The sequence below is a fragment of the Streptomyces sp. NBC_00510 genome, from assembly GCA_036013505.1.
GTDB lineage: Bacteria > Actinomycetota > Actinomycetes > Streptomycetales > Streptomycetaceae > Actinacidiphila.
Genome location: CP107851.1, coordinates 3,678,342 through 3,700,217, shown reverse-complemented (window position 1 = coordinate 3,700,217; position 21,876 = coordinate 3,678,342). Strand labels below are relative to the sequence as shown.

15 protein-coding genes are annotated in these 21,876 nt (G+C 72.2%); 10 read left to right on the top strand and 5 right to left on the bottom strand.

Translation table 11 applies throughout. From position 1 onward, the window contains the following. Positions 1-110 precede the first annotated feature (110 nt). The 3 genes from OG937_16185 to OG937_16175 all read left to right on the top strand — a co-directional run bounded on the left by OG937_16185 (position 111) and on the right by OG937_16175 (position 2,696). Complete coding sequence (locus OG937_16185; protein WUD73120.1) at positions 111-734, top strand: DUF6230 family protein; 624 nt, start codon at positions 111-113, stop codon at positions 732-734. A 92-nt stretch (positions 735-826) separates the two neighbouring features. Then, on the top strand, positions 827-1,438 hold the full coding sequence (locus OG937_16180; GenBank protein ID WUD73119.1) for a DUF6114 domain-containing protein: 612 nt from the start codon (positions 827-829) through the stop codon (positions 1,436-1,438). Further along, positions 1,428-2,696 (top strand): hydrogenase expression protein HypF, encoded by a 1,269-nt coding sequence (locus OG937_16175; protein WUD73118.1) that lies wholly within the window; start codon positions 1,428-1,430, stop codon positions 2,694-2,696. Before OG937_16180 ends, OG937_16175 begins: the two co-directional genes overlap by 11 nt. A gap of 114 nt (positions 2,697-2,810) precedes the next feature. On the opposite strand, the gene pyk is transcribed toward OG937_16175, so the two are convergent. From pyk to pta, 3 genes are all read right to left on the bottom strand, one after another. Next, entirely contained in the window at positions 2,811-4,235 is a 1,425-nt protein-coding gene (pyk, locus tag OG937_16170; protein WUD73117.1) for a pyruvate kinase, read from the bottom strand. A 109-nt stretch (positions 4,236-4,344) separates the two neighbouring features. Further along, positions 4,345-5,496: an acetate kinase gene (locus tag OG937_16165; protein ID WUD73116.1), complete on the bottom strand. Its 1,152-nt coding sequence runs from the start codon at positions 5,494-5,496 to the stop codon at positions 4,345-4,347. A gap of 23 nt (positions 5,497-5,519) precedes the next feature. Then, positions 5,520-7,598: a phosphate acetyltransferase gene (gene pta, locus OG937_16160; GenBank protein WUD73115.1), complete on the bottom strand. Its 2,079-nt coding sequence runs from the start codon at positions 7,596-7,598 to the stop codon at positions 5,520-5,522. 158 nt (positions 7,599-7,756) lie between these two features. On the opposite strand from pta, the gene OG937_16155 reads away from it, so the two are divergent. Beyond that, positions 7,757-8,782, top strand: coding sequence for a 6-phosphofructokinase (locus OG937_16155; GenBank protein WUD73114.1), 1,026 nt, complete (start codon positions 7,757-7,759; stop codon positions 8,780-8,782). 7 nt (positions 8,783-8,789) lie between these two features. On the opposite strand, the gene OG937_16150 is transcribed toward OG937_16155, so the two are convergent. Then, a complete protein-coding gene (locus tag OG937_16150) occupies positions 8,790-9,473 on the bottom strand; it encodes a response regulator (GenBank protein WUD73113.1) in 684 nt (227 codons plus the stop codon). Beyond that, a complete protein-coding gene (locus tag OG937_16145; GenBank protein ID WUD73112.1) occupies positions 9,470-11,104 on the bottom strand; it encodes a sensor histidine kinase in 1,635 nt (544 codons plus the stop codon). The genes OG937_16150 and OG937_16145 overlap by 4 nt, the downstream gene beginning before the upstream one ends. A gap of 143 nt (positions 11,105-11,247) precedes the next feature. Between OG937_16145 and OG937_16140 the strand changes: the two genes are divergently transcribed. From OG937_16140 to fxsT, 6 genes are all read left to right on the top strand, one after another. Further along, entirely contained in the window at positions 11,248-12,621 is a 1,374-nt protein-coding gene (locus OG937_16140; protein ID WUD78763.1) for a cation:dicarboxylase symporter family transporter, read from the top strand. 514 nt (positions 12,622-13,135) lie between these two features. After that, positions 13,136-13,333 (top strand): FxSxx-COOH protein, encoded by a 198-nt coding sequence (gene fxsA / locus OG937_16135; GenBank protein ID WUD73111.1) that lies wholly within the window; start codon positions 13,136-13,138, stop codon positions 13,331-13,333. A gap of 32 nt (positions 13,334-13,365) precedes the next feature. Further along, positions 13,366-15,723 carry an FxsB family radical SAM/SPASM domain protein gene (locus tag OG937_16130; protein ID WUD73110.1) on the top strand — a complete coding sequence of 786 codons (2,358 nt, stop codon included), beginning with the start codon at positions 13,366-13,368 and terminating at the stop codon, positions 15,721-15,723. Position 15,724: 1 nt separating this feature from the next. Then, positions 15,725-16,510 carry an AAC(3) family N-acetyltransferase gene (locus OG937_16125; protein ID WUD73109.1) on the top strand — a complete coding sequence of 262 codons (786 nt, stop codon included), beginning with the start codon at positions 15,725-15,727 and terminating at the stop codon, positions 16,508-16,510. Between the two features lie 120 nt (positions 16,511-16,630). Continuing rightward, positions 16,631-17,974, top strand: coding sequence for a TIR-like protein FxsC (locus OG937_16120; protein WUD73108.1), 1,344 nt, complete (start codon positions 16,631-16,633; stop codon positions 17,972-17,974). Further along, positions 17,958-21,875, top strand: coding sequence for an FxSxx-COOH system tetratricopeptide repeat protein (gene fxsT / locus OG937_16115; GenBank protein WUD73107.1), 3,918 nt, complete (start codon positions 17,958-17,960; stop codon positions 21,873-21,875). The genes OG937_16120 and fxsT overlap by 17 nt, the downstream gene beginning before the upstream one ends. Position 21,876 lies beyond the last annotated feature (1 nt).

The window sequence follows — 21,876 nt, the reverse complement described above, 5'->3', positions numbered from 1 at the left end:
TGACGGCCGTCGATACGGCGCTCTCCTTCCCGAGGACGTAGCACTTCTCCCATCCCGCCGCAATCCCCACGATTCCGGCCGGAGATGTACGTCCGAGAAGGAGGAAAGTCATGGAGTCGCTCATCCGCGGCGGTACCAGATGGAAGCGGTTCGCCGTCGTCATGGTGCCGAGCGTCGCGGCCACCGCGGCGATAGGCGTGGCCCTGGGTCAGGGCGCGCTCGCCGCGTCGTTCAGCGTTTCGGGCCAGCAGTTCAAGGTCGCCGCCCAGGACCTGGACGGTGACGGCTTCGTCCAGTACGGAGCCATCGACGTCCAGCACGGCGGCAAGCCGATCCCGGTCGCGGTCTCCGCGTTCGACAGCGCCACGATCACCGGACTGTGCCAGTCCGTGGTCGTGCCGACGCCGATCGGCGACGTCACGCTGAAGCTCGGTGCCGGCAACGACGGCAAGAAGGTCGAGGCGAAGAACCTCTACATCGACCTCGACCAGCTCGACGCCGATGCGGAGTTCACCGACATCAACATCGGTGTCGCCGCCGGTGACACCCAGCAGGGCCCCGGCATCAAGACCGGTGACAAGACCGACCCCGGTTCCTTCGCCCAGGAGGCCCGGAAGGCGCACCTCACCGGTGTGACCCAGACCGCGTGGGCGACCAGCGCGGGCACCTTCAAGCTCAGCGGGCTGAGCATGTCGGTGAAGGTCGGTTCCGGCAAGAAGTACGAGTGCTTCTAGCCTGACCAGAGGGGGTGGGGGGCACGGGATGCCCCTCACCTTCCTCACCCCTGACTCTTTCTAGAAACGCCAGTCCCAGGGAGCTGTTTTCCATGAGCGCCGAGACACACGGACTGAGGGGCCGGTTCGGCTATTGGCGGTTCCGCTTCCGCGTATGGCGCGGACAGCGGCCGTTCTGGGCGGGCCTGCTGACACTGCTGGCCGGACTGCCCATCGCGTACTTCCCGTACGCCCATCTCTCGCTCGGCGCGCTGAGCCTGACCATGGCCACCACGGCCGGGTCCGGTTCGCTGATCATCGGCGTGCTGCTGGTCGTACTCGGCCTGACCATGTGGTTCCAGTCGGCGGTGCGGGTCTTCTCGGGCGTCGCGTCGATCCTGCTGGCGCTGGTCTCGCTGGTGGTCTCCAACTTCGGCGGCTTCCTGATCGGCTTCCTGCTGGGCCTCATCGGCGGTGCCCTCGCCGTCTCGTGGGCCCCGGGCGTACCGCCCGCCGACGGCGGCGCGGACCCGGCGGAACTGCCCGGCAGCGGCAAGGGTGACGACGGTGACGCCGGCTACGTGCCGCCGCCCGGTTCCCCCTACGCGGCGGCCTACGGCGAGTACCCGGCCGACCCGGCCGCCGGCCAGGCAGGGACCGCCCCGCAGCACCCGGCGGACGGCGCCGAGACCGTAGACGCGAACGGGAGGCACAGTGCGGGGTGATGAGGTCCAGCCCGCTTCCGGGGTCGCCGCCGGCAGCGGCACCCGTGAGAGAACGGGGCCGCGGCACGCGGCACCGAGGAAGTCGCTGCTGACCAAGCTGCAGATGCCCGCGGGCAAGGCGATAGCCCTGGCCGCGATGCCGACGGCGGTCCTGATGGGCATGGGACTGACGCCGAGGTTGGCCTCTGCCGACGAACTGCCGAAGAACCCGTTCTCGGGCACGAAGTGCATCGAGCAGCCCGACGAGCCGGCGGAGTCCGCGACGCCGAGCACCACCCCGTCGAGCGGCGGCACCAAGACCCCGACCCCGGATCCGTCCGGGAGCCCGTCGAGCGACCCCTCGGGTTCCCCCGGTTCCGGTGACGAGGGCGGCAAGGGCGACGAGAGCGGCGGCGGTTCGTCCGGTGGCACGGGGACGACGGCGCCCACCCCGTCGGCCTCGCCCTCGGCGACCCAGCAGAACAACCCGCTGGACCCGCTGGGTGTCGGTGACGCCCTGGGCGACCTGCTGGGGCTCGACAAGAAGAGCGAGGAGCCCGCCGCGGCGGCCCCCTCGGCGACCTCGACGCCCGCCCCGGGCGCGACCTCGGCCGCTCCCAAACCGAGCGCCTCCACGGGCACGGTGAAGACGAAGGCCGAGGACACCACCGCCACGCTGAAGAAGACCGTGTCGGAGGCCGTCGAGAAGCTCTCGGAGACCACCGGGAAGGCGACGCAGACCCCGGACCCCTCGCAGAGCTCCCCGGCCGTGTCGGCGGACGGCAAGACCCCGTTCCCGTGCCCGACCCACGACGCGCAGGCCCTGGCGGACGCCGCCTACCAGGAGACGCAGTCGCTGCTGCCCGACGACCCGTGGGTCCTGCGCAGCAGCCTGCTGACCCTGACCGGGCTCGACTACAAGGGCATCGTCGAGGTCAAGACCTGGAGCGGGAAGGTCAAGAAGGTCCTGAAGTTCACCGCCACCGGCGTGGACATCAAGGACCTGCAGCAGGAGGTCGTGGGGCCGAACGGCACCGTCGGGCACGTGGACGCCCGCAAGGGCAGCACCTCGACGATCCGCAACGGCACGGTGACGATGTACACCGAGTCGCTGAAGGGCAACCTCTTCGGGCTCATCCCGATCGAGTTCACCCCGGACACCCCGCCCCCGATCAACGTGCCGGCCGCCTTCTTCACCAACGTCACGGTCAAGCAGGCCGGCCAGTTCGGCGGCACGCTGAAGCTCCCCGGCATGCACGTGTACAACACCGCGGACTGAGCCCCGCCGCACAGGACCCCTCCGGGAGCCGCACGAGGAAACGGCGGAGGGCGCCGTCCCCGCAAGGGGAGGTGCCCTCCGCCGTTTCCGTGTTCCGGGCGGCCCGGCGGCCGGTCAGACCGCGCGGTGGCCGAGGTGGTGGACCCGCACCAGGTTGGTGGTGCCGGGGACGCCGGGCGGGGAGCCGGCCGTGATGATCACGGTGTCGCCCTCGGCGTAGTCGCTGAGCTTCAGCATCTCCTGGTTGACGATCTCGACCATCTCGTCGGTGGTGTTCACGTGCGGGACGACGGTGGTCTGCACGCCCCAGGTGAGCGCCAGCATGTTGCGGGTCGACTCGTCGGTCGTGTACGCCACCACCGTCTGCGGCACGCGGTAGCGGGCCAGCCGGCGGGCGGTGTCGCCGGACTTGGTGAACGCGACCAGGGTCTTGGCGTCCAGGTAGTCCGCGAGCTCGGCCGCGGCGCGGGCGACGGCGCCGCCCTGGGTGCGCGGCTTGCGGCCGTTGAGCGGCCACAGGCCCTGCTTGAGCAGTTCGACCTCGGCCGCCTCGATGATCCGCGACATCGTCTTCACGGTCTCGATCGGGTACTTGCCGACGCTGGACTCGGCGGACAGCATGACCGCGTCCGTGCCGTCCAGGATCGCGTTGGCGACGTCGGAGGCCTCGGCGCGGGTCGGACGGGAGTTGGTGATCATCGACTCCATCATCTGGGTCGCGACGATCACCGGCTTGGCGTTGCGGCGGCAGAGCTCGATCAGCCGCTTCTGCACCATCGGGACCTTCTCCAGCGGGTACTCCACCGCCAGGTCGCCACGGGCCACCATGACGCCGTCGAAGGCCGCGACGACGTCCTCCATGTTGTCGACCGCCTGCGGCTTCTCGACCTTGGCGATGACCGGCACGCGGCGGCCGACCTCGTCCATGACGCGGTGGACGTCGCGGACGTCCTTGGCGTCGCGGACGAAGGAGAGCGCCACCATGTCGACGCCCATGTGCAGGGCGAAGCGCAGGTCCTCGATGTCCTTCTCGGACAGGGCGGGCACGTTGACCGCGGCGCCGGGCAGGTTGATGCCCTTGTGGTCGGAGATGACGCCGCCCTCGACGACCAGGCAGCGGACCCGCGGGCCCTCGACGTCGATCACGCGCAGCGCGACGTTGCCGTCGTTGATCAGCACGGGGTCGCCGGCGCGCACGTCGGCGGGCAGGCCCTTGTAGGTGGTGCCGCAGATGGTCCTGTCACCGGGCACGTCCTCGGTGGTGATGACGAACTCGTCACCGGCGACCAGCTCCACGGGACCGTCCGCGAAGGTCTCCAGGCGGATCTTGGGCCCCTGGAGGTCGGCCAGCACGCCGATGGCACGTCCGGTCTCCACGGAGACCTTGCGCACCCGCTGGTAGCGCTCCTCGTGCTCGGCGTGGCTGCCGTGGCTGAAGTTGAAGCGGGCCACGTTCATACCGGCCTCGGCCAGCGTCTTCAGCTGGTCGTAGGAGTCGACGGCGGGACCCAGGGTGCAGACGATTTTCGCTCGGCGCATGAGGACGATCCTATCGGGTTTGTTCCGCTCCGGAATTTTCCCGTGCGGGGGAGGCATGGACGGTGCGGACGGCGGCCATAGAGTAGAGCCTCCGGGTGGCCGCAACGAGTCACCGGCCGGTGACCAGCGCGTACGTCTGCTGTGCGATCTCCAGTTCCTCGTCGGTGGGGACGACCGCCACCGCCACCCGGCTGCCCGCGGCCGACACCACGCGGGCGGCACTGCCGCGCACCGCGTTGCGCACCGCGTCGAGCTCGACGCCCAGGCCCTCCAGGCCGGCCATGGCGGCGGCCCGGACCGCCGCGGAGTTCTCGCCGACGCCCGCCGTGAAGGCGATCGCGTCGACCCGCCCCAACACGGCGGTGTAGGCGCCCACGTACTTGCGCAGCCGGTGGACGTAGACGTCGAAGGCGAGCTGGGCTGCCGCGTCGCCCTCGGCCATCCGGCGGGCGATCTCCCGCATGTCGTTGTCGCCGCACAGGCCCAGCAGGCCGGAGCGCTTGTTGAGCAGGTCGTCGATCTCCGCCACCGCCATCCCGCCCACGCGGGCCAGGTGGAAGACCACGGCCGGGTCCAGGTCCCCCGAACGGGTGCCCATCACCAGGCCCTCCAGCGGGGTGAGCCCCATCGAGGTCTCCACGCACTCCCCGCCGCGCACGGCCGAGGCGGAGGCCCCGTTGCCCAGGTGCAGGACGATGACGTTGACCTCCGCCGGGTCCCTGCCCAGCAGCCGCGCCGTCGCGCGGGAGACGTACGCGTGCGAGGTGCCGTGGAAGCCGTAGCGGCGCACCTGGTGGGCGTCGGCGGTCTCCCGGTCGATCGCGTAGCGGTAGGCGTGCTCGGGGATGGTGGAGTGGAAGGCGGTGTCGAAGACGGCCACCTGCGGCAGGTCCGGGCGCAGGTCGCGGGCGACCCGGATGCCGGTGACGTTCGCCGGGTTGTGGAGCGGGGCCAGCGGCACCAGTTCCTCGACGGCGGCGAGCACCTCGTCGTCGATCAGCGTCGGCTCGGTGAAGCGCGTGCCGCCGTGCACGACCCGATGGCCCACCGCGGCCAGTTCGGGGGAGTCCAGGCCGAGGCCGCGGGCGGCGAGCTCCTCCGCGACCGTCTTCAGCGCCTCGGCGTGGTCCGCGACCCCGCCCGGTTCGCCGATCCGCTCGACGATCCCGGCCGCCGGCCGGCTGCCGTCGGCCATGTCCAGCAGCTGGTACTTCACCGACGAGGAGCCGGAGTTGAGGACGAGGACGCGGGTAGCGGTCACGGTGCCTTCCCTGTGGTGGCCGGTCACCGGTCGCCCTGCGCCTGGATGGCCGTGATGGCGACGGTGTTGACGATGTCCTGGACCAGCGCGCCGCGCGACAGGTCGTTGACGGGCTTGCGCAGGCCCTGCAGCACCGGCCCGACCGCCACCGCGCCCGCCGAACGCTGCACCGCCTTGTAGGTGTTGTTGCCGGTGTTGAGGTCCGGGAAGATCAGCACGGTGGCGTTGCCGGCGACCTTCGAGTCCGGCAGCTTGGTGGCCGCGACCTTGGCGTCGACCGCCGCGTCGTACTGGATGGGGCCCTCCACCAGCAGCTCCGGGCGCCGCTGCCGGACCAGTTCGGTGGCCCGGCGCACCTTGTCCACGTCGGCGCCCGAGCCGGAGGTGCCGGTGGAGTACGAGAGCATCGCCACCCGCGGCTCGACCCCGAACTGGGCGGCGGTCTCGGCGGACTGGATCGCGATGTCCGCCAGCTGCTCCGCGTCCGGGTCCGGGTTGACCGCGCAGTCGCCGTACACCAGCACCCGGTCGGCCAGGCACATGAAGAAGACGGAGCTGACGATGGCTGCGCCCGGGGCGGTCTTGATGACCTCGAAGGCGGGGCGGATCGTCGCCGCCGTGGAGTGGACGGCGCCGGAGACCATGCCGTCGGCGAGGCCCTGCTCCACCATCAGCGTCCCGAAGTAGGAGACGTCGGCCACGACGTCGTACGCCAGCTCGTAGCTGACGCCCCGGTGGGCGCGGAGCCTGGCGTAGAGCTCGGCGAAGTTCTCGCGCAGCGGAGAGGTCTGAGGGTCGGTCAGGGTGCAGCCGGGCACGTCGACGTTGACGCCGAGCTCTCCTGCCCGCTTGCGGATGGCGTCCTCGTCGCCGAGCAGGACGATGTCGCAGACGTCCCGGCGCAGCAGGACCTCGGCCGCGTGCAGGATGCGCTCCTCGGTGCCCTCGGGGAGGACCACCCGGCGGCGTCCGGTACGGGCCCGCTCGATCAGCTCGTGCTCGAACATCATCGGGGTGACGCGCTCGCCGCGGACCACCGACAGCCGCTCGGTCAGCTCGGGACCGTCCACGTGCTTCTCGAAGAGCCCGAGCGCCGTCTCCGCCTTGCGCGGGGTGGCCGCGCCCAGTCGCGCCTCCAGGGCGAAGAGCTCGGCGGCCGTCGGGAAGCTGCCGGTGGGCACCGACATGACCGGTGTACCGGGGGCCAGCCGGGCCGCCAGGGCCATGATCTCCGGGCCGGGCACCTCGTCCAGGGTGAGCAGGATGCCGGCGATGGGCGGGGAACCGGCGGAGTGCGCGGCCAGCGAGCCGATGATCAGGTCCGCCCGGTCGCCGGGGGTGATCACCATGCAACCGGGGGTCAGCGCGCGGATGAAGGTCGGCAGCATCGCGCCGCCGAAGACGAAGCCCATCACGTCCCGGGACAGGCCGCCGTGGTCACCGAGGAGCACCTCGGCGTGGAGCGCCTCGACGACCTGGGCGACCGTGGGGGCCGACAGGGCCGGCTCGTCGGGCAGCACGTACGCGGGCACCGGGAGCCGGCGGCGCAGCCGCGTCGCGGCCTCCTCCAGCACCTCCGGTGGCACCCGGTTGGCGATCATGGCGACGATGTCGCAGCCCAGGCCGGTGTAGGACAGGTGCGCGTTGCGGACCTCGTCCACGACCGAGTCTGCGGTCTGCTCGCGGCCGCCGACCACGGGGATCACCGAGGCGCCGAACTCGTTCGCCAGCCGGGCGTTGATGCCGAGCTCGCCCGGGAGGTTGGTCTCGTGGAAGTCCGAGCCGAGGACGAGCACGGTGGGGAACTCGGTGGCCACCAGGTGGTAGCGGTCCACCAGGCGGGCGATGAGCGCGTCCCGGCCCTGCTCGGCCTGGAGCGCGGCGGCTTCCTCGTAGGTCAGGCCGTGGGCGGTCGCCGGGTCCTGGGTGAGCCGGTAGCGGCTGCGCAACAGCTCGAACATCCGGTCGGGCGTGTCGTGGACCAGCGGCCGGAACACCCCGACGCGGTCCACCTGCCGGGTCAGCAGCTCCATCACGCCCAGCTCGACGACCTGGCGGCCGTCCCCCCTGCCGATACCGGTTACGTACACGCTGCGCGTCACGCGCTCTCTCCGTTCCTGCCCGGCGTGATCCACCCAGTCGGGTGGCGGATATCTGTTGACATTACCGTTCGGTGTGCGTATGGCGCGCGGCGGGTGCGGTGCGGACCTACGATGCGAAAAGGCGACCGTACACGCGACCGGAGGGAGCGTGGAGCGCCATGCGCATCGGAGTCCTCACCGCCGGCGGCGACTGCCCCGGACTCAACGCCGTGATCCGCTCGGTGACCCACCGCGCGCTGACCTACCACGGCGACGAGGTCATCGGCTTCGAGGACGGCTTCAAGGGCCTGCTGGAGGGCCGCTACCGTCCGCTCGACCTCAACTCCGTCAGCGGCATCCTCGCCCGGGGCGGCACCATCCTCGGTTCCTCCCGCCTGGAGCGCGCCCGCCTCCACGAGGCCGCCGACAACTGGCGCGCCGTGTGCTCCGGCTACGGCCTGGACGTCCTCATCCCCATCGGCGGCGAGGGTACGCTCACCGCGGCCCGGCTGCTCGCCGAGGCCGGCATGCCGGTGGTCGGCGTCCCCAAGACCATCGACAACGACATCTCGGCCACCGACCGCACCTTCGGCTTCGACACCGCCGTCACCGTCGCCACCGAGGCCATCGACCGGCTCAAGACCACCGCCGAGTCCCACCAGCGCGTCATGGTCGTCGAGGTCATGGGCCGGCACGCCGGGTGGATCGCCCTGGAGTCCGGCATGGCCGGCGGCGCCCACGGCATCTGTCTCCCGGAACGGCCCTTCGACCCCGCCGACCTCGTCGCCATGGTCGAGGAGCGCTTCGCCCGCGGCAAGAAGTTCGCCGTCGTCTGCGTCGCCGAGGGGGCCCACCCCGCCGAGGGCACCATGCCGTACGCCCACGGCGAGATCGACGCCTACGGCCACGAGCGCTTCGCCGGCATCGGCGCCCGGCTCGCCGCCGAGCTCGAGCAGCGCATGGGCAAGGAGGCCCGCCCCGTCATCCTCGGCCACGTCCAGCGCGGCGGCGTCCCCACCGCCTACGACCGCGTCCTGGCCACCCGCTTCGGCTGGCACGCCGTGGAGGCCGCGCACAAGGGGGCCTTCGGCTGCATGACGGCGCTGCACGGCACCGCGGTGGAACTGGTGCCGCTCGCCGACGCGGTGATGGTGCTCAAGCGGGTGCCCGAGGACCGCATGCAGGAGGCGGAGTCGGTCTTCTGACGCTCTGTCACGAACGGCGCTGCGGGGCCCAGCGGTAGGTGAGCTCCGGCCTGCCGACCTGGCCGTACTGCGGGGCGCGGACCGCGCGGCCGGTCTCCACCAGGTGCTCCAGGTAGCGGCGGGCCGTGATCCGGGAGACGCCCACGGCCTGGGCCGCCGCGTTCGCCGACAGGCCCTCCGCCGCCTCGCGCAGCGCCGCGGTCACCGCCTCCAGGGTGGGGCCGCTGAGGCCCTTGGGGAGCACCGAGCCCTCCGGGCTGCGCAGCGCCGCCAGGGCGCGGTCCACCTCGTCCTGGCCGGAGGCCTCGCCGCCGGCCAGCTCGTCGCGGTAGCGCGCCCAGCGCTCCAGCCGGTCGCGCAGGGTGGGGAAGGTGAAGGGCTTCAGCAGGTACTGCACCACCCCGACCGAGACGGCCTGTCGCACCACGCCCAGGTCGCGGGCCGAGGTCACCGCCACCACGTCGGCGGTGTGCCCGGCCGCCCGCAGCGTGCGCACCACCTGGAGCCCGTGCCCGTCGGGCAGGTTGAGGTCCAGCAGGATCAGGTCCACCTGGTGCCGTTCGAGCGCGCGCAGGGCCGCGCCCCCGGAGTGGGCCACCGCGGCCACGGTGAACCCCGGCAGCCGCTCGACGTACAGCCGGTGGGCGTCGGCCGCCACCGGGTCGTCCTCGACGACCAGCACCTTGATCATGTCCGCACCTCCCCGCGCAGCGGCAACCGTACGGTGAAGGAGGCGCCGCCGCCCACCGCCCGCTCCAGGTCCACGGTGCCGCCCGTGCGCCGGGCGGTCTGCTCGACGAGCGCGAGCCCGAGGCCGTGCCCGTGGCTCTTGGTCGTCCAGCCGCGCCGGAAGACCTCGCGCACCACCGCCGGGTCCACCCCGCGACCGCTGTCGGTCACCCGCAGCAGCAACTCGCCCTCGTCCGCTCGGGCGGTGACCTCGACGTGCGGGCGCGCGGTCGTCTGCGCGGCACCCTCGATGGCGGCGTCCAGGGCGTTGTCGATCAGGTTGCCCAGGAGGGTGACGAGGTCCCGGGAGGTGAGCGAGGCGGGCAGCACCCCGTCGTCGATGCGGCTGTCCTCGGTGACCGTCAGTTCCACACCGCGTTCGTTCGCCTCGGCCGCCTTGCCCAGCAGCAGCGCGGCCAGCACCGGTTCCGCCACCGCCGCGACCACGCGGTCGGTCAGCGCCTGGGCCAGCTGCAGTTCGGCGGTGGCGAACTCCACCGCTTCCTGGGTGCGCCCCAGTTCGATGAGGGAGACGACCGCGTGCAGACGGTTGGAGGCCTCGTGCGCCTGCGAGCGCAGCGCCTCGGCGAAACCGCGCACGGAGTCCAGTTCACCGGTGAGCGACTGCAGGTCGGTGTGGTCCCGCAGGGTCACCACGGTGCCCCGGCGCTCCCCGCCGCGCACCGGCGAGGTGTTGACCACCACCACCCGCTCCGCGGTCAGGTGCACCTCGTCCACCCGCGGCTCGGCCGCCAGCAGCGCGCCGGTCAGCGAGGCGGGCAGCCCGAGGTCGGCGACGTAGGAGCCCACCACGTCCCCCGGCAGGCCCAGCAGTTCGCGGGCGGCGTCGTTGCACAGGGCGACCCTGCGGTCGGCGTCCATGAGGATCAGGCCCTCGCGCACCGCGTGCAGCGTCGCCTGGTGGTAGTCGTACATGCGGCTCAGCTCGTCCGCGGCCATGCCGTGCGTGTGGCGGCGCAGCCGGGCGTTGGCGAAGTAGGTGCCGAGGCCGCCGACCGCCAGGGCCGCCGCGGCGATCCCGATCAGCACCGCCAGCTGGTCCCGCACCTGGTCGGTGATGGCCTCGACCGTGATGCCGACGCTGACCAGGCCGACGATCCGGCCGTCGTCCCGGACGGGGGTGACGACGCGCACCGACGCGCCCAGCGTGCCGGTGTATGTCTCCGTGAAGGTGCCGCCGCGCTGGGCGCGCTCTATGTGTCCGAGGAAGCGGCGGCCTATCTGGCCGGTGTCGGGGTGCGTCCAGCGGATGCCGTCCGGGCTCATGATGGTGATGAAGGACACGCCGGTGTCCACGCGGACCTGCTCCGCGTAGGGCTGGAGCGCGGCGGTGGGGTCCTCGCCGCGGATCGCCGCCGCCACCGAGGGGGCGTCGGCCACCGCCCGCGCCGCCGCCGTGACCCGGTCCCGCGCGGCGTCCTCCGCGCGGCCGGCGGCGTTGACGTAGACGAGCACCGCTATGCCCGCGACCACCATGGCCACGATGACCACCTGCATCGCGAACAACTGGCCCGCCAGGCTGCGCGCACGGCGGCGCGGCCGGGGGCGGTGGAGGCGGGTCGGGATCGGCATGCCCACCAGTGTGCACAGGTCCCGCGAACACAATGAACGCAAACGTGACCTGGCTCACTGCCCGGGCGCATAGTCACCGGGACCTATCCAATCGCGGACGTCCTGGGACGACGTCCGGGTGGACCGAGGAGACGAAGGTGTCAGTGCCGGTACAGAGCCGTACCCAGGGTCGCAGGGACCGTACCCATTTCCTGTACATCGCGGTGGTCGTCGCCGCGATCGCCGGCGCCGTGCTCGGGATGGTCGCGCCCGACGCGGCCATCGAGCTGAAGCCCATAGGCACCGGGTTCGTGAACCTGATCAAGATGATGATCTCGCCGATCATCTTCTGCACGATCGTGCTCGGCGTGGGCTCGGTCCGCCAGGCCGCCAAGGTCGGCAGGGTCGGCGGCCTCGCCCTCGGCTACTTCGTGGTGATGTCCTTCGTCGCCCTGGCCATCGGCCTGGTGGTCGGCAACATCCTCCAGCCCGGCGACGGGCTGCACCTGACCGACGCGCTCAAGGACGCGGGCCAGGCACAGGCCAAGGACGCCCCGGCCGAGACCCTGCCGGACTTCCTGCTCAGCATCATCCCGGTCACCCTGGTCTCCGCCTTCACCGAGGGCCAGGTGCTGCAGACCCTCCTGGTCGCGCTGCTGGTCGGCTTCGGCCTGCAGGCCCTGGGGACGGCGGGCGAGCCGATCCTGCGCGGCGTCGGCCACATCCAGAAGCTGGTCTTCCGCGTCCTGTCCATGATCATGTGGGCGGCCCCGATCGGTGCCTTCGGCGCGATCGCGGCGGTCGTCGGCTCGGCGGGCGTGGACGCCCTCAAGGCGCTCGCCACGATCATGCTCGGCTTCTACGTCACCTGCCTGATCTTCGTCGTGGTCGTGCTCGGCCTGATGCTCCGCTTCTTCGCCGGAGTCAACCTCTTCCAGCTGCTGAAGTACCTCGGCCGGGAGTTCCTGCTGATCGTCTCCACCTCGTCCTCGGAGTCGGCGCTGCCCCGTCTGATCGCCAAGATGGAGCACCTGGGCGTCAGCCGCCCGGTCGTCGGCATCACCGTGCCGACCGGCTACTCCTTCAACCTCGACGGCACCATGATCTACCTGACCATGGCCTCGCTGTTCATCGCGGACTCGATGGGCCAGCCGCTCGCCATCGGCCAGCAGATCACCCTGCTGCTCTTCATGATGGTCGCCTCCAAGGGCGCCGCCGGCGTCACCGGCGCGGGCCTGGCGACCCTCGCGGGAGCGCTCCAGTCGCACAAGCCGGCCCTGGTCGACGGCGTCGGCCTCATCGTCGGCATCGACCGCTTCATGAGCGAGGCGCGCGCCGTCACCAACTTCGCGGGCAACGCCGTCGCCACGGTGCTGATCGGCACGTGGACCAAGGAGTTCGACCGTGAGCAGGCCCAGCGCGTGTTCGCGGGTGAGCTGCCCTTCGACGAGACCACGCTCGTCGACGACGGCCACGGCACGGCCCCCGAGCCCGCCGCCCCCGTGGACACCGGCAAGGAGCCGGTGAAGACGGCCTGACCGGCCGTCACCCCAGAACGGTCCCGCCGGGTGGATCCCCCTCCGCCCGGCGGGACCCGTTGTGGTGTGCGGGGGCGGGGGAGTTCACCTGATCGGCCCAGGGTGCGGTGCGAGTTCCGTGAGGCGCGCCGGGGCGCGTCGGTGCAGGTCAGCGCGCGGGTGTGCGGGACTCGTGCGCGGGGCGCCCGGCATGCGGCGCGATGCGCCGGGAGGCGTGACGAGGGGATGTGTGGGGAGCGGCGCACGAACCGCTTCAGAAAGTTCGTCTCGGTTCGTGGATATGGCCAATTCCCGTTCCCCGTAAGGGAGATAATCACACGGCCCGGCGTTGGGGGGCGGGGAGTGCGTGTGTCCGCCGTCTGCTGCATTTGGCGTAAACCGCACACTTGCGGACGGCTCGCTCGTTAGGAGTGCTGCGTCGCCTTTCAAGGTCTGGGATGCAGTGAGATGATTCTACTCAATTCCGGACAAATGGTGTGCGCGCCAACGCACCTTACCGAACAAGGACCCCGCTATGACTGCCACCCCCACCGTGAACGCCGGCCACGACGCTCCGACCCGGCGCTCGCAGACGCGGCGGAGGATCCCGCTGGCGGAGCTGGCCTCCCGCGGCAGCTCCGTGGCCTCCCCGGCCCTTGACCGCGTGATGCCCGCCGCCGCCTCCGCCGGGAACGTCCCGGTCGCGGCCTTCCAGTCGTTCAGCAGCAAGTAGGCCCGACCGACTCGGGGGTCCGGGCCGCAGTCATGGAGACATCAGCACCGGCCAGAGCGCTGTCACAATTCGTGCTGAAACTGCACAGCCGGTGCGATTTGGCGTGCGATCACTGCTACGTCTACGAGCACGCCGACACCAGCTGGAAGACGCGTGTCCGGGCCACCCCCGACGAGGTGTTCGAACGGGTGGCCGCACGGATCGCCGAGCATGCCGCGGCGCACCGTCTGGCGGCCGTCCAGGTGGTGTTCCACGGGGGAGAACCCCTGCTGGCAGGCCCGGCCCGCATCCGGCGGGCGGCCGAGGCGCTGCGCCGGGCGCTCGACGGCGTGTGCGCCCTGGAGCTCGGCATCCAGACCAACGCCGTCCTCCTGGACGAGCGGTTCTGCGACGTCTTCGACGAGTTCGGCATCTCGGTCGGCGTCTCCCTGGACGGCGGCCGGGCCGAGAACGACCGCCACCGGCGGTTCGCCGACGGGCGTGGCAGCTACGACCGGGTCGTGGCGTCGCTCGGGCTGCTCCGCGAGCCGCGCTACCGCCATCTGTACGGCGGTCTGCTCTGCACCATCGACGTGGCGAACGACCCGCTGGCGGTGTACGAGGCACTGATGGCGCTGGAACCGCCCCGCATCGACTTCCTGCTGCCCCACGCCACCCACGACGCCCCGCCCGCGCGCCCCGGCGGCGCCCGGGCGCCCTACGCGGAGTGGCTGCTGACCGTCCACCGCCGCTGGGCGGCCGAGGGGCGCCCGGTGCCCGTGCGGGTCTTCGACTCCGTGCGCCGGATGCTGCGCGGCGGGAGCAGCCTCGTCGAGTCGATCGGCACCGACCCGGTCGACCTGGTCGTCATCGAGACCGACGGGACCTTCGAGCAGGCCGACTCGCTCAAGACCGCCTACGACGGCGCCCCGGCCACCGGGATGGACGTGTTCGCCCACTCCCTGGACGAGGTCGCCGCCCACCCCGGCATCGCGGCCCGGCGGCAGGGCAAGGAGGGGCTGTGCGACGAGTGCCGCCGGTGCCCGGTCGTCGACGTCTGCGGCGGGGGACTGTACGCGCACCGCTACCGCACCGGGACCGGATTCGAGAATCCGTCCGCGTACTGCGGTGACCTGATGGAGTTGATCCTCGGCATCCGTGACGCCGAGGAGACGGAACGGGAGAATCCGGTGAGCACCGCGTCGGGGCGGCAGCCCCAGTCCTCGCTGACCGAGGACCAGATCGACCAGCTGGCCGCCGGCTACGGCGACGCCGCGACGGTCGCCGCGCTCGCCGCCGAGCAGCTGGACATCACCCGCGGGCTGCTCACCGCCGTCTGGGAGCGCGCTCCCCGGGACGGCAGGACCGCCGCGGTCTGGCGGGTGCTCGCCGAGGTCGACGAGGCCGCGCCGGAGGCCCTGGACGAGGTGCTCGCCCATCCCTACGTCCGGCCGTGGGCCCGGCACTGCCTGGAGACGGGCGGCGACGGCGGGGCGGACGTGGCGGGGCTCGCCGAGTTCGCCGCCGCCGTGGTGGTGCGGGCCGCCGGCCGGTACGGGGCGAGCGTGCGGGTGCCCGTCCGCGACGGCGCGGTCCGGCTGCCGGGACTCGGCCGCGTCCTGGTCGGCGCCCCCGACGGCGAGGACGCCGACGTCACCGCGACCGCCGACGGTTTCTCGGTGAGCGCCGCGGGCGGCACCGTGCGGATCGACGTGCACGACCCCGGGGACGCGCGGTGGCACCCGGTACGGCGGGTCGGCCCGGCCGGCTGGAGCGTCGCGCTGGAGGACACCGACCCCTACCGCGACGCCCACCAGTGGCCCCTGGTGCCCCGGCAGGACGAGGCCGAGGTCAAGGCCTGGCACGAGGACCTGGTCGCCGCCTGGGACTTCCTCGGCCGTGAGCTGCCCCGCTACGTGCCGGGACTGGCCGCCGGGCTCGGCACCGTCACCCCGCTGGTCCCGCCGGGCGACGGCAGCGACGTCAGCGGGGCCGCCCGGCAGGCGTTCGGCGCGGTCGGCATCGCGCGGCCCGCCGCCCCGGACACGCTGGCCCTGCTGGTCGCCCACGAGTTCCAGCACCTGAAGCTCGGTGCCGTACTGGACCTGATGGACCTGTACGACCCGGAGGACACCCGCCTCTTCCACGCCCCGTGGCGCCCCGACCCGCGCCCGCTGGAGGGGCTGCTGCAGGGGACGTACGCGCACGTCGCCGTCGCCGAGTACTGGCGCGCGCTGGCCCGCCGGGGCGTCCCGGAGGCGGCCGCGCCCTTCGCCCGCTGGACCCGCGAGACCGCGGAGGCGGTCGACCGGCTGGCCGGCAGCGGATCGCTGACCCCGCTCGGCAAGCGCTTCGCGGACGGGATGGCCGGCACCGTCGCCCCCTGGCTCTCCGAACTGAACGGGGTCTGAGGTGCACACTCTGGAAAGCCTGACCCGGGATCTGCGCGCGCTGGGCGTCGAGGCGGGGGAGGTGCTGCTCGTCCAGGGCTCGCTGAAGGCGGTCGGCCCGGTCGAGGGCGGCGGACGCACCGTGGTCGAGGCGCTGCGGGCGGCGCTGGGCGACCACGGCACCCTGGTCGCGTACGCGGCGACCCCGGAGAACTCCGTCACCTCCCGGCTGGACCGGCAGCGCACGGAGGGCATGAGCGAGGCCGAACTGGCCGCCTACCGAGACGCGATGCCCGCCTTCGACCCGCTGACCACCCCCGTCTCGCCCAGCGTGGGACGGCTCGCCGAGGAGGTCCGGCTGATCCCGGGCGCGCTGCGCAGCGCGCACCCGCACACCTCCTTCACCGCCTTCGGCCCGGCCGCGCGCTTCGTCACCGAGGGCCACGAGTTGGAGAGCCACCTGGGCGAGGACTCGCCCACCGCCCGGCTGTACGACCTGCGGGCCCGTGCCCTGCTGATCGGCGTGGACCTGTGGGTCTGCACCGCCTACCACCTCGCCGACTACCGGGCGGTCCCGCCGCCGGACCGCCCGTACCAGGCCCTGGTGCGCACGGCGGACGGCGGCAAGGAGTGGGCGCACTTCCAGGCGCCCGACATCGACGACCACCACTTCCCGCGGCTGGTCCCGGTGGTGGCGCGCGAGTGCGCGGTGCTGGACGGTCCCCTCGGCGACGCGCCCTGCCATCTGGTGCCGATCGCCGACGCCGTGGACGTCATCGCCAAGTGGCTGGTGAACAACGGCCGTTGACGTAATCCGGGCAAAAATGATGGTCATGCGCTATTCCGCCGGAGAATAGACGGTTCCTACACTGAGGTTCCCTCACGAGGGGCGGAGTGGGGTCGTGCAGGCGGGCGGGGGAGATGGCGCATGGCATTACCCGTGGGGCAGGGAGACGCCTCGGACAAGCCCTATTTCTTCCTCAGCTACGCGCACACCCCCAGGAACGACCCCTCGGATCCCGACCCCGACCTGTGGGTCGCCAAGCTCTACAACGACCTGTGCGCGCACATCCTGCAGATGACGACGCTGCCCGCCGGGGTCAAGGCGGGCTTCATGGACCGGGGGATGAACGTCGGCGAGGGCTGGCCGGAATCGCTCGCCGAGGCGCTGGCGCACTGCCAGGTCTTCGTCCCGCTCTATTCGCCCCGCTACTTCCGCAGCCAGCAGTGCGGCAAGGAGTGGTTCGCCTTCTCGCAGCGCGCCGTCCACCACCGGTCCCTGCACGACCGCCCGATATCCGGCATCGTGCCCGCGCTGTGGGTGCCGGTCGCCGCGAACGACATGCCGGGCCCGGCCGAGGGACTGCAGTTCAACCACGCGGACTTCGGCGAGGACTACGCCGCCGAGGGCTTCTACGGGCTGATCAAGCTCAGCTACCTCAAGCACGAGTACGAGCGGGCGGTCTACCGCCTCGCACAGCGCATCGTGCAGGTGGTCGAGGACACCAAGATCGCCAAAGGGCGCCACCTCGACTACCACCACGTCCCCAGCGCCTTCGGCCCCCCGGGCGCCAGCCGGCCGCTGCGCGTGACGGTGCTCGCCTGCTGCGACGCCGAGGAACTGCCCGCGGGCCGCAGCCCCACCTGTTACGGGCCCTCGCCGCGCGACTGGAACCCCTACCGCCCGCAGAGCAGCCGACCGCTCGCCGACCACGCGGCCGACCTGGCGCGCAATCTCGACTACCGGGTCAGCGTGGGGGTGTTCGAGGAGGAACTGGACCGCCTGCTGGACCCCACGCCCACCGCCCCCGGGCTGCTGCTGCTCGACCGCTGGGCCCTGGACTCGCCCGACCGGCGGGAGATGCTGAGCCGCTTCGGCAGCGAGCACCGGCCCTGGGTCAGCGTCCTGGTGCCGTGGAACCGCACCGACCCGGAGTCAAACGGCCACGAGGAGACCCTGCGCCGCCTCGCCGACGACGCCCTCGACCCCAGCCGCGCGGACGGCCCGGGCGGGCGCTTCGTCCGCAACAACATCCCGAGCCTGGAGGCGTTCAGCGACGACGTGCCCAGGGCCGTGGGACGCGCCGCCAAGCACTACGCCGCCCACGCCCCGGCCTTCCCGCCCCAGGGCCCGCACAGTTCGCGCCCCAGGCTCCGGGGACCGTCCCCAGGGGCGTACGGACCCGAACGCTCCTCCCCGTACGGCCTGCACGACGACCGCGGCACCACGGAACCCGACAAACCGGAGGGCCAGGATGACCGAGAGCCGTAACGGACGTGTGATCACGTTCTACTCGTACAAGGGCGGCACCGGACGGACCATGGCCCTGGCGAACACCGCCTGGATCCTCGCCGCCAACGGCCACCGGGTGCTGACGGTGGACTGGGACCTGGAGGCCCCGGGCCTCTTCCGCTTCTTCCACCCCTTCCTGGACCCCTCCGCGCTCGCGGCCACCACCGGCATGATCGACCTGATCACCGAGTACCGGGAGGAGGCGCTGCGCGACGTGCCGCGGCCGCCCGACTGGCACCGCCAGTTCGCCCGGGTCCGCCCGCACGCCATATCCCTCAACTGGGCCTTCCCCGGCGGCGGCAGCCTGGACTACCTGTCCGCGGGCCGGCAGGACCGCAACTACTCCACCGCGCTCACCGGCATCGACTGGGACGTCTTCTACGACCGCTTCGGCGGCGGCCAGTTCCTGGACGCCATGCGCGCGGACATGCGCCGCCACTACGACTACGTCCTCATCGACAGCCGCACCGGCCTCAGCGACATCGCCGACATCTGCACCGTCCACATGCCCGACGAGCTGGTGGTCTGCTTCACCCTCAGCGACCAGAGCATCTTCGGCGCCGCCGCCGTCGCCCGCGACATCGAGGAGCGCTACAACGGCCGGGGCATCCGCATCTTCCCCGTGCCGATGCGCATCGACGACGGCGAGAAGGAGAAGGCGGACGCCGGACGGGCCCTGGCCCGCGCCCAGTTCGACGGTCTCCCGGCCGGGATGGACGACGACGAACTCGTCTTCTACTGGGGGTCGGTGGAGATCCCGTACCGTCCCTTCTACGCCTACGAGGAGATCCTGGCCACCTTCGGGGACGCCCCGGGCCTGTCCAGCTCGATGCTGTCGGCCTGCGAACGCCTGACCTCCGTGGTCTCCGGCGGCGCGGTGAACTCGCTGCCCCCGATCGCGGAGTCCGAACGGCTGCGGTGGGCGGCGGAGTTCACCCGGCGCAGGCCCGTCCCGCCGTCCGGCCTGGTGCTGGCGTACGTGCCCGAGGACCGCATGTGGGCGGACTGGATCGAGTGGATCCTGACCCGGGCCGGGTTCCGGGTCGTCCCCTGGGACGTGGAGACCCACACCGCCCCCGCGGAACAGCCCGCCGTGGCCGGGGCCTCCGCCCGCACCCTCGTCGTGCTCTCCGCCGCCTACCTGCGGTCCCGGCGGGCCATGCGGGTGTGGGAGTCGAGCTCGGGCACCGACCCCTCGGGCCCGCAGCACCAGCTGCTGCCGATCCGGGTCGGCGACGTCCGCCCCGGCCCGCCGCTGGCCCAGCGCAGCCCGGTCAGCCTGGTGCGGCTCGACCACGCCGCGGCCGCCACCACGCTGCTGCGCGCCCTCGGCCGTGACGACACGGACCTCAACCCGACCGCCATGACCAACGGCCCGCGCTACCCCGTCGGCGACCCCAAGGTGTCCAACCTGCGGCCCCGCAACACCTTCTTCACCGGCCGCTCCACCGTCCTGGACCGGCTGCGCGACCGCCTGGGCGGCGGCAACCCCTCCGTCCAGCCCTTCCCGCAGACCCTCCACGGCCTCGGCGGCGTCGGCAAGACGCAGGTCGCGCTGGAGTACGCGCACCGCTTCAAGGCCGACTACGACCTCGTGTGGTGGATCGAGGCGGAGCAGGAGGACCGGATCGCGCCCTCCCTCGCCGAACTCGCCCGCCGCCTGGAGCTGAGGGTCGGCGACAGCGTGTCCGAGGCCGCCGAGGCGGCCCGTGAGGAACTGGCCACCGGCACCCGCTTCCCGCGCTGGCTGCTGGTGTTCGACAACGTCGAGGACCCCGACCGGGTGCGCCGCTTCTTCCCCGGGGGACGCGGCCACATCGTGGTCACCGCCCGGAACAAGCCGCCGACGGGAGCGACCGAGCCCCTGGAGATCGAGGTCTTCAACCGTTCGGAGAGCGTGGAGCACCTGCGCCGCCGGGTCGGCGGGATGAGCCGGGAGGACGCCGGGCAGGTGGCCGAGGCGGTCGGCGACCTGCCGCTGGCGGTCGAGGTGGCCGCCGCATGGCTCGCCGAGACCGCCACCCCCGTCGACGTCTACGTGCACCAGCTCAAGGAGCAGACGACCAAGGCGCTGTCGGTCACCACCGCCGCCGGCTACCCGCGGGAGGTCGGGGCGACCTGGAGCATCTCCATCAGCCGGCTGCGCAACCAGTCCAAGGCCGCCGTCCGGCTGCTGGAGCTGTGCGCGTTCTTCGCGGCCGAGCCGATCTCGATGACCCTCATTGAGAGCGACTCCATGATCCAGGCGCTGCTGCCGCACGACCCCCAGCTGCGCGACCGCTACATGCTCGGCAAGGTCATCCAGGCGCTCAACCGCTTCGCCCTGGCCAAGGTCGACCCGGCCGACAGCAGCATCCAGGTGCACCGGCTGGTGCAGGCCGCCGTGCGCTCGGAGATGTCGGAGGACGACCAGCAGGACACGATGCACGAGGTGCACCGCATCCTCGCCGAGGCCCGGCCGCCGGAGGACGCCATCAACGACCCGGCGAACTGGCCCGGGTTCGAGCTGATCTGGCCGCACCTCGCGCCGTCGCAGGCCGAGGACTGCCGCGAGGAGAAACCGCGCCAGCTGCTGGTCAACCGTGTCCGCTACCTGTGGAAGAGCGGCGAACTGGAGCAGGCCAGGCAACTGGCCGAGCAGCTGCTCGGCGTGTGGCAGCAGTCCCTCGGCGAGGACGACCTGCAGACCCTCAACCTGCAGTTCGAGCTCGCCAACGTGCTCCGCTCGCAGGGCAAGTACCAGGAGGCCCGGCAGTACGACGAGGACACCCTGGCCCGGCAGACCGCCCTGCTGGCCCCCGGCCACCCGCACACCCTGATCACCGGCGGCAGCCTCGCCGCGGACCTGCGGGCGCTGGGCCTGTTCCAGGAGGCCAGGGAACGCGACGAGCAGATCTACGCCGGCTTCAAGGACATCTTCGGCGAGCAGCACCCGCGCTCGCTCGTCGCGGCCAACAACCTCGCCATCGACTACCGGCTCACCGGGGACTCCGAACTCGCCCGCCGGCTGGACCAGGAGACCGTGGACCGGCGCACCCCGATGCTCGGCGACCGCCACCCGTACACCCTGTCCACCAAGGCCAACCTCGCCCGCGACCTGCGGGAGATCGGCGACTACACCGGTTCCGTCGCGATGCTCGAAGAGGTGATGGACGTCTTCCAGGACGTCCTCAACCCCGACGTTCCCGAGACCCTCCGCAACGCCAAGAGCCTCGCCGTCTCGCTGCGCAAGGCGGGCCGCGCCGCGGAGGCGATGCGGCTCACCCAGGTGACGTACGACCGCTACCTGGAGCGGTACGGGCCCGACGTGCCCGACACGCTCGCCTGCGCGCTCAACCTCGCCGCCGACTACTCGGCGGCCGGCGACAAGGCGAAGGCCCGCGACCTGGCGAGCGACGCCCTCGCCGCCTACCGCCGGCTGCTCGGCGACGACCACCCGTTCACCCTGGCCTGCCGCAACAACCTCGCCATCTACCTGCGGGGCAGCGGCAACGCCGAGGAGGCCGTGGCGGTCGGCACCGACACCCTGGCCGGGCTGGAACGCGCGGTCGGCCCCCGGCACCCGTACACCCTCAACTGCACGATCAACCTGGGCAACGCCACCGGCGAACAGGGGGACACCGACCGCGCCGTGACCCTCCTGGAGACCGCCCTGCGCGGCCTCACCGAGCGCTACGGTCCCGAGCACCCGGACGCCCTGGCCTGCGAGATCAACCTGGCCTACGCCCTGCGGCAGTCCGGTCGGCACGCACGGGCGCAGGCGATCCGCAGCAAGGTGCTCCCGGAGTGCGTACGGCTGCTCGGCGAGGAGCACCCCCTCAGCCGGGCCGCCCGCGAGTGGTACCGGGTCAACCGGGACCTGGAGCCGCAGCCGGTGTGAG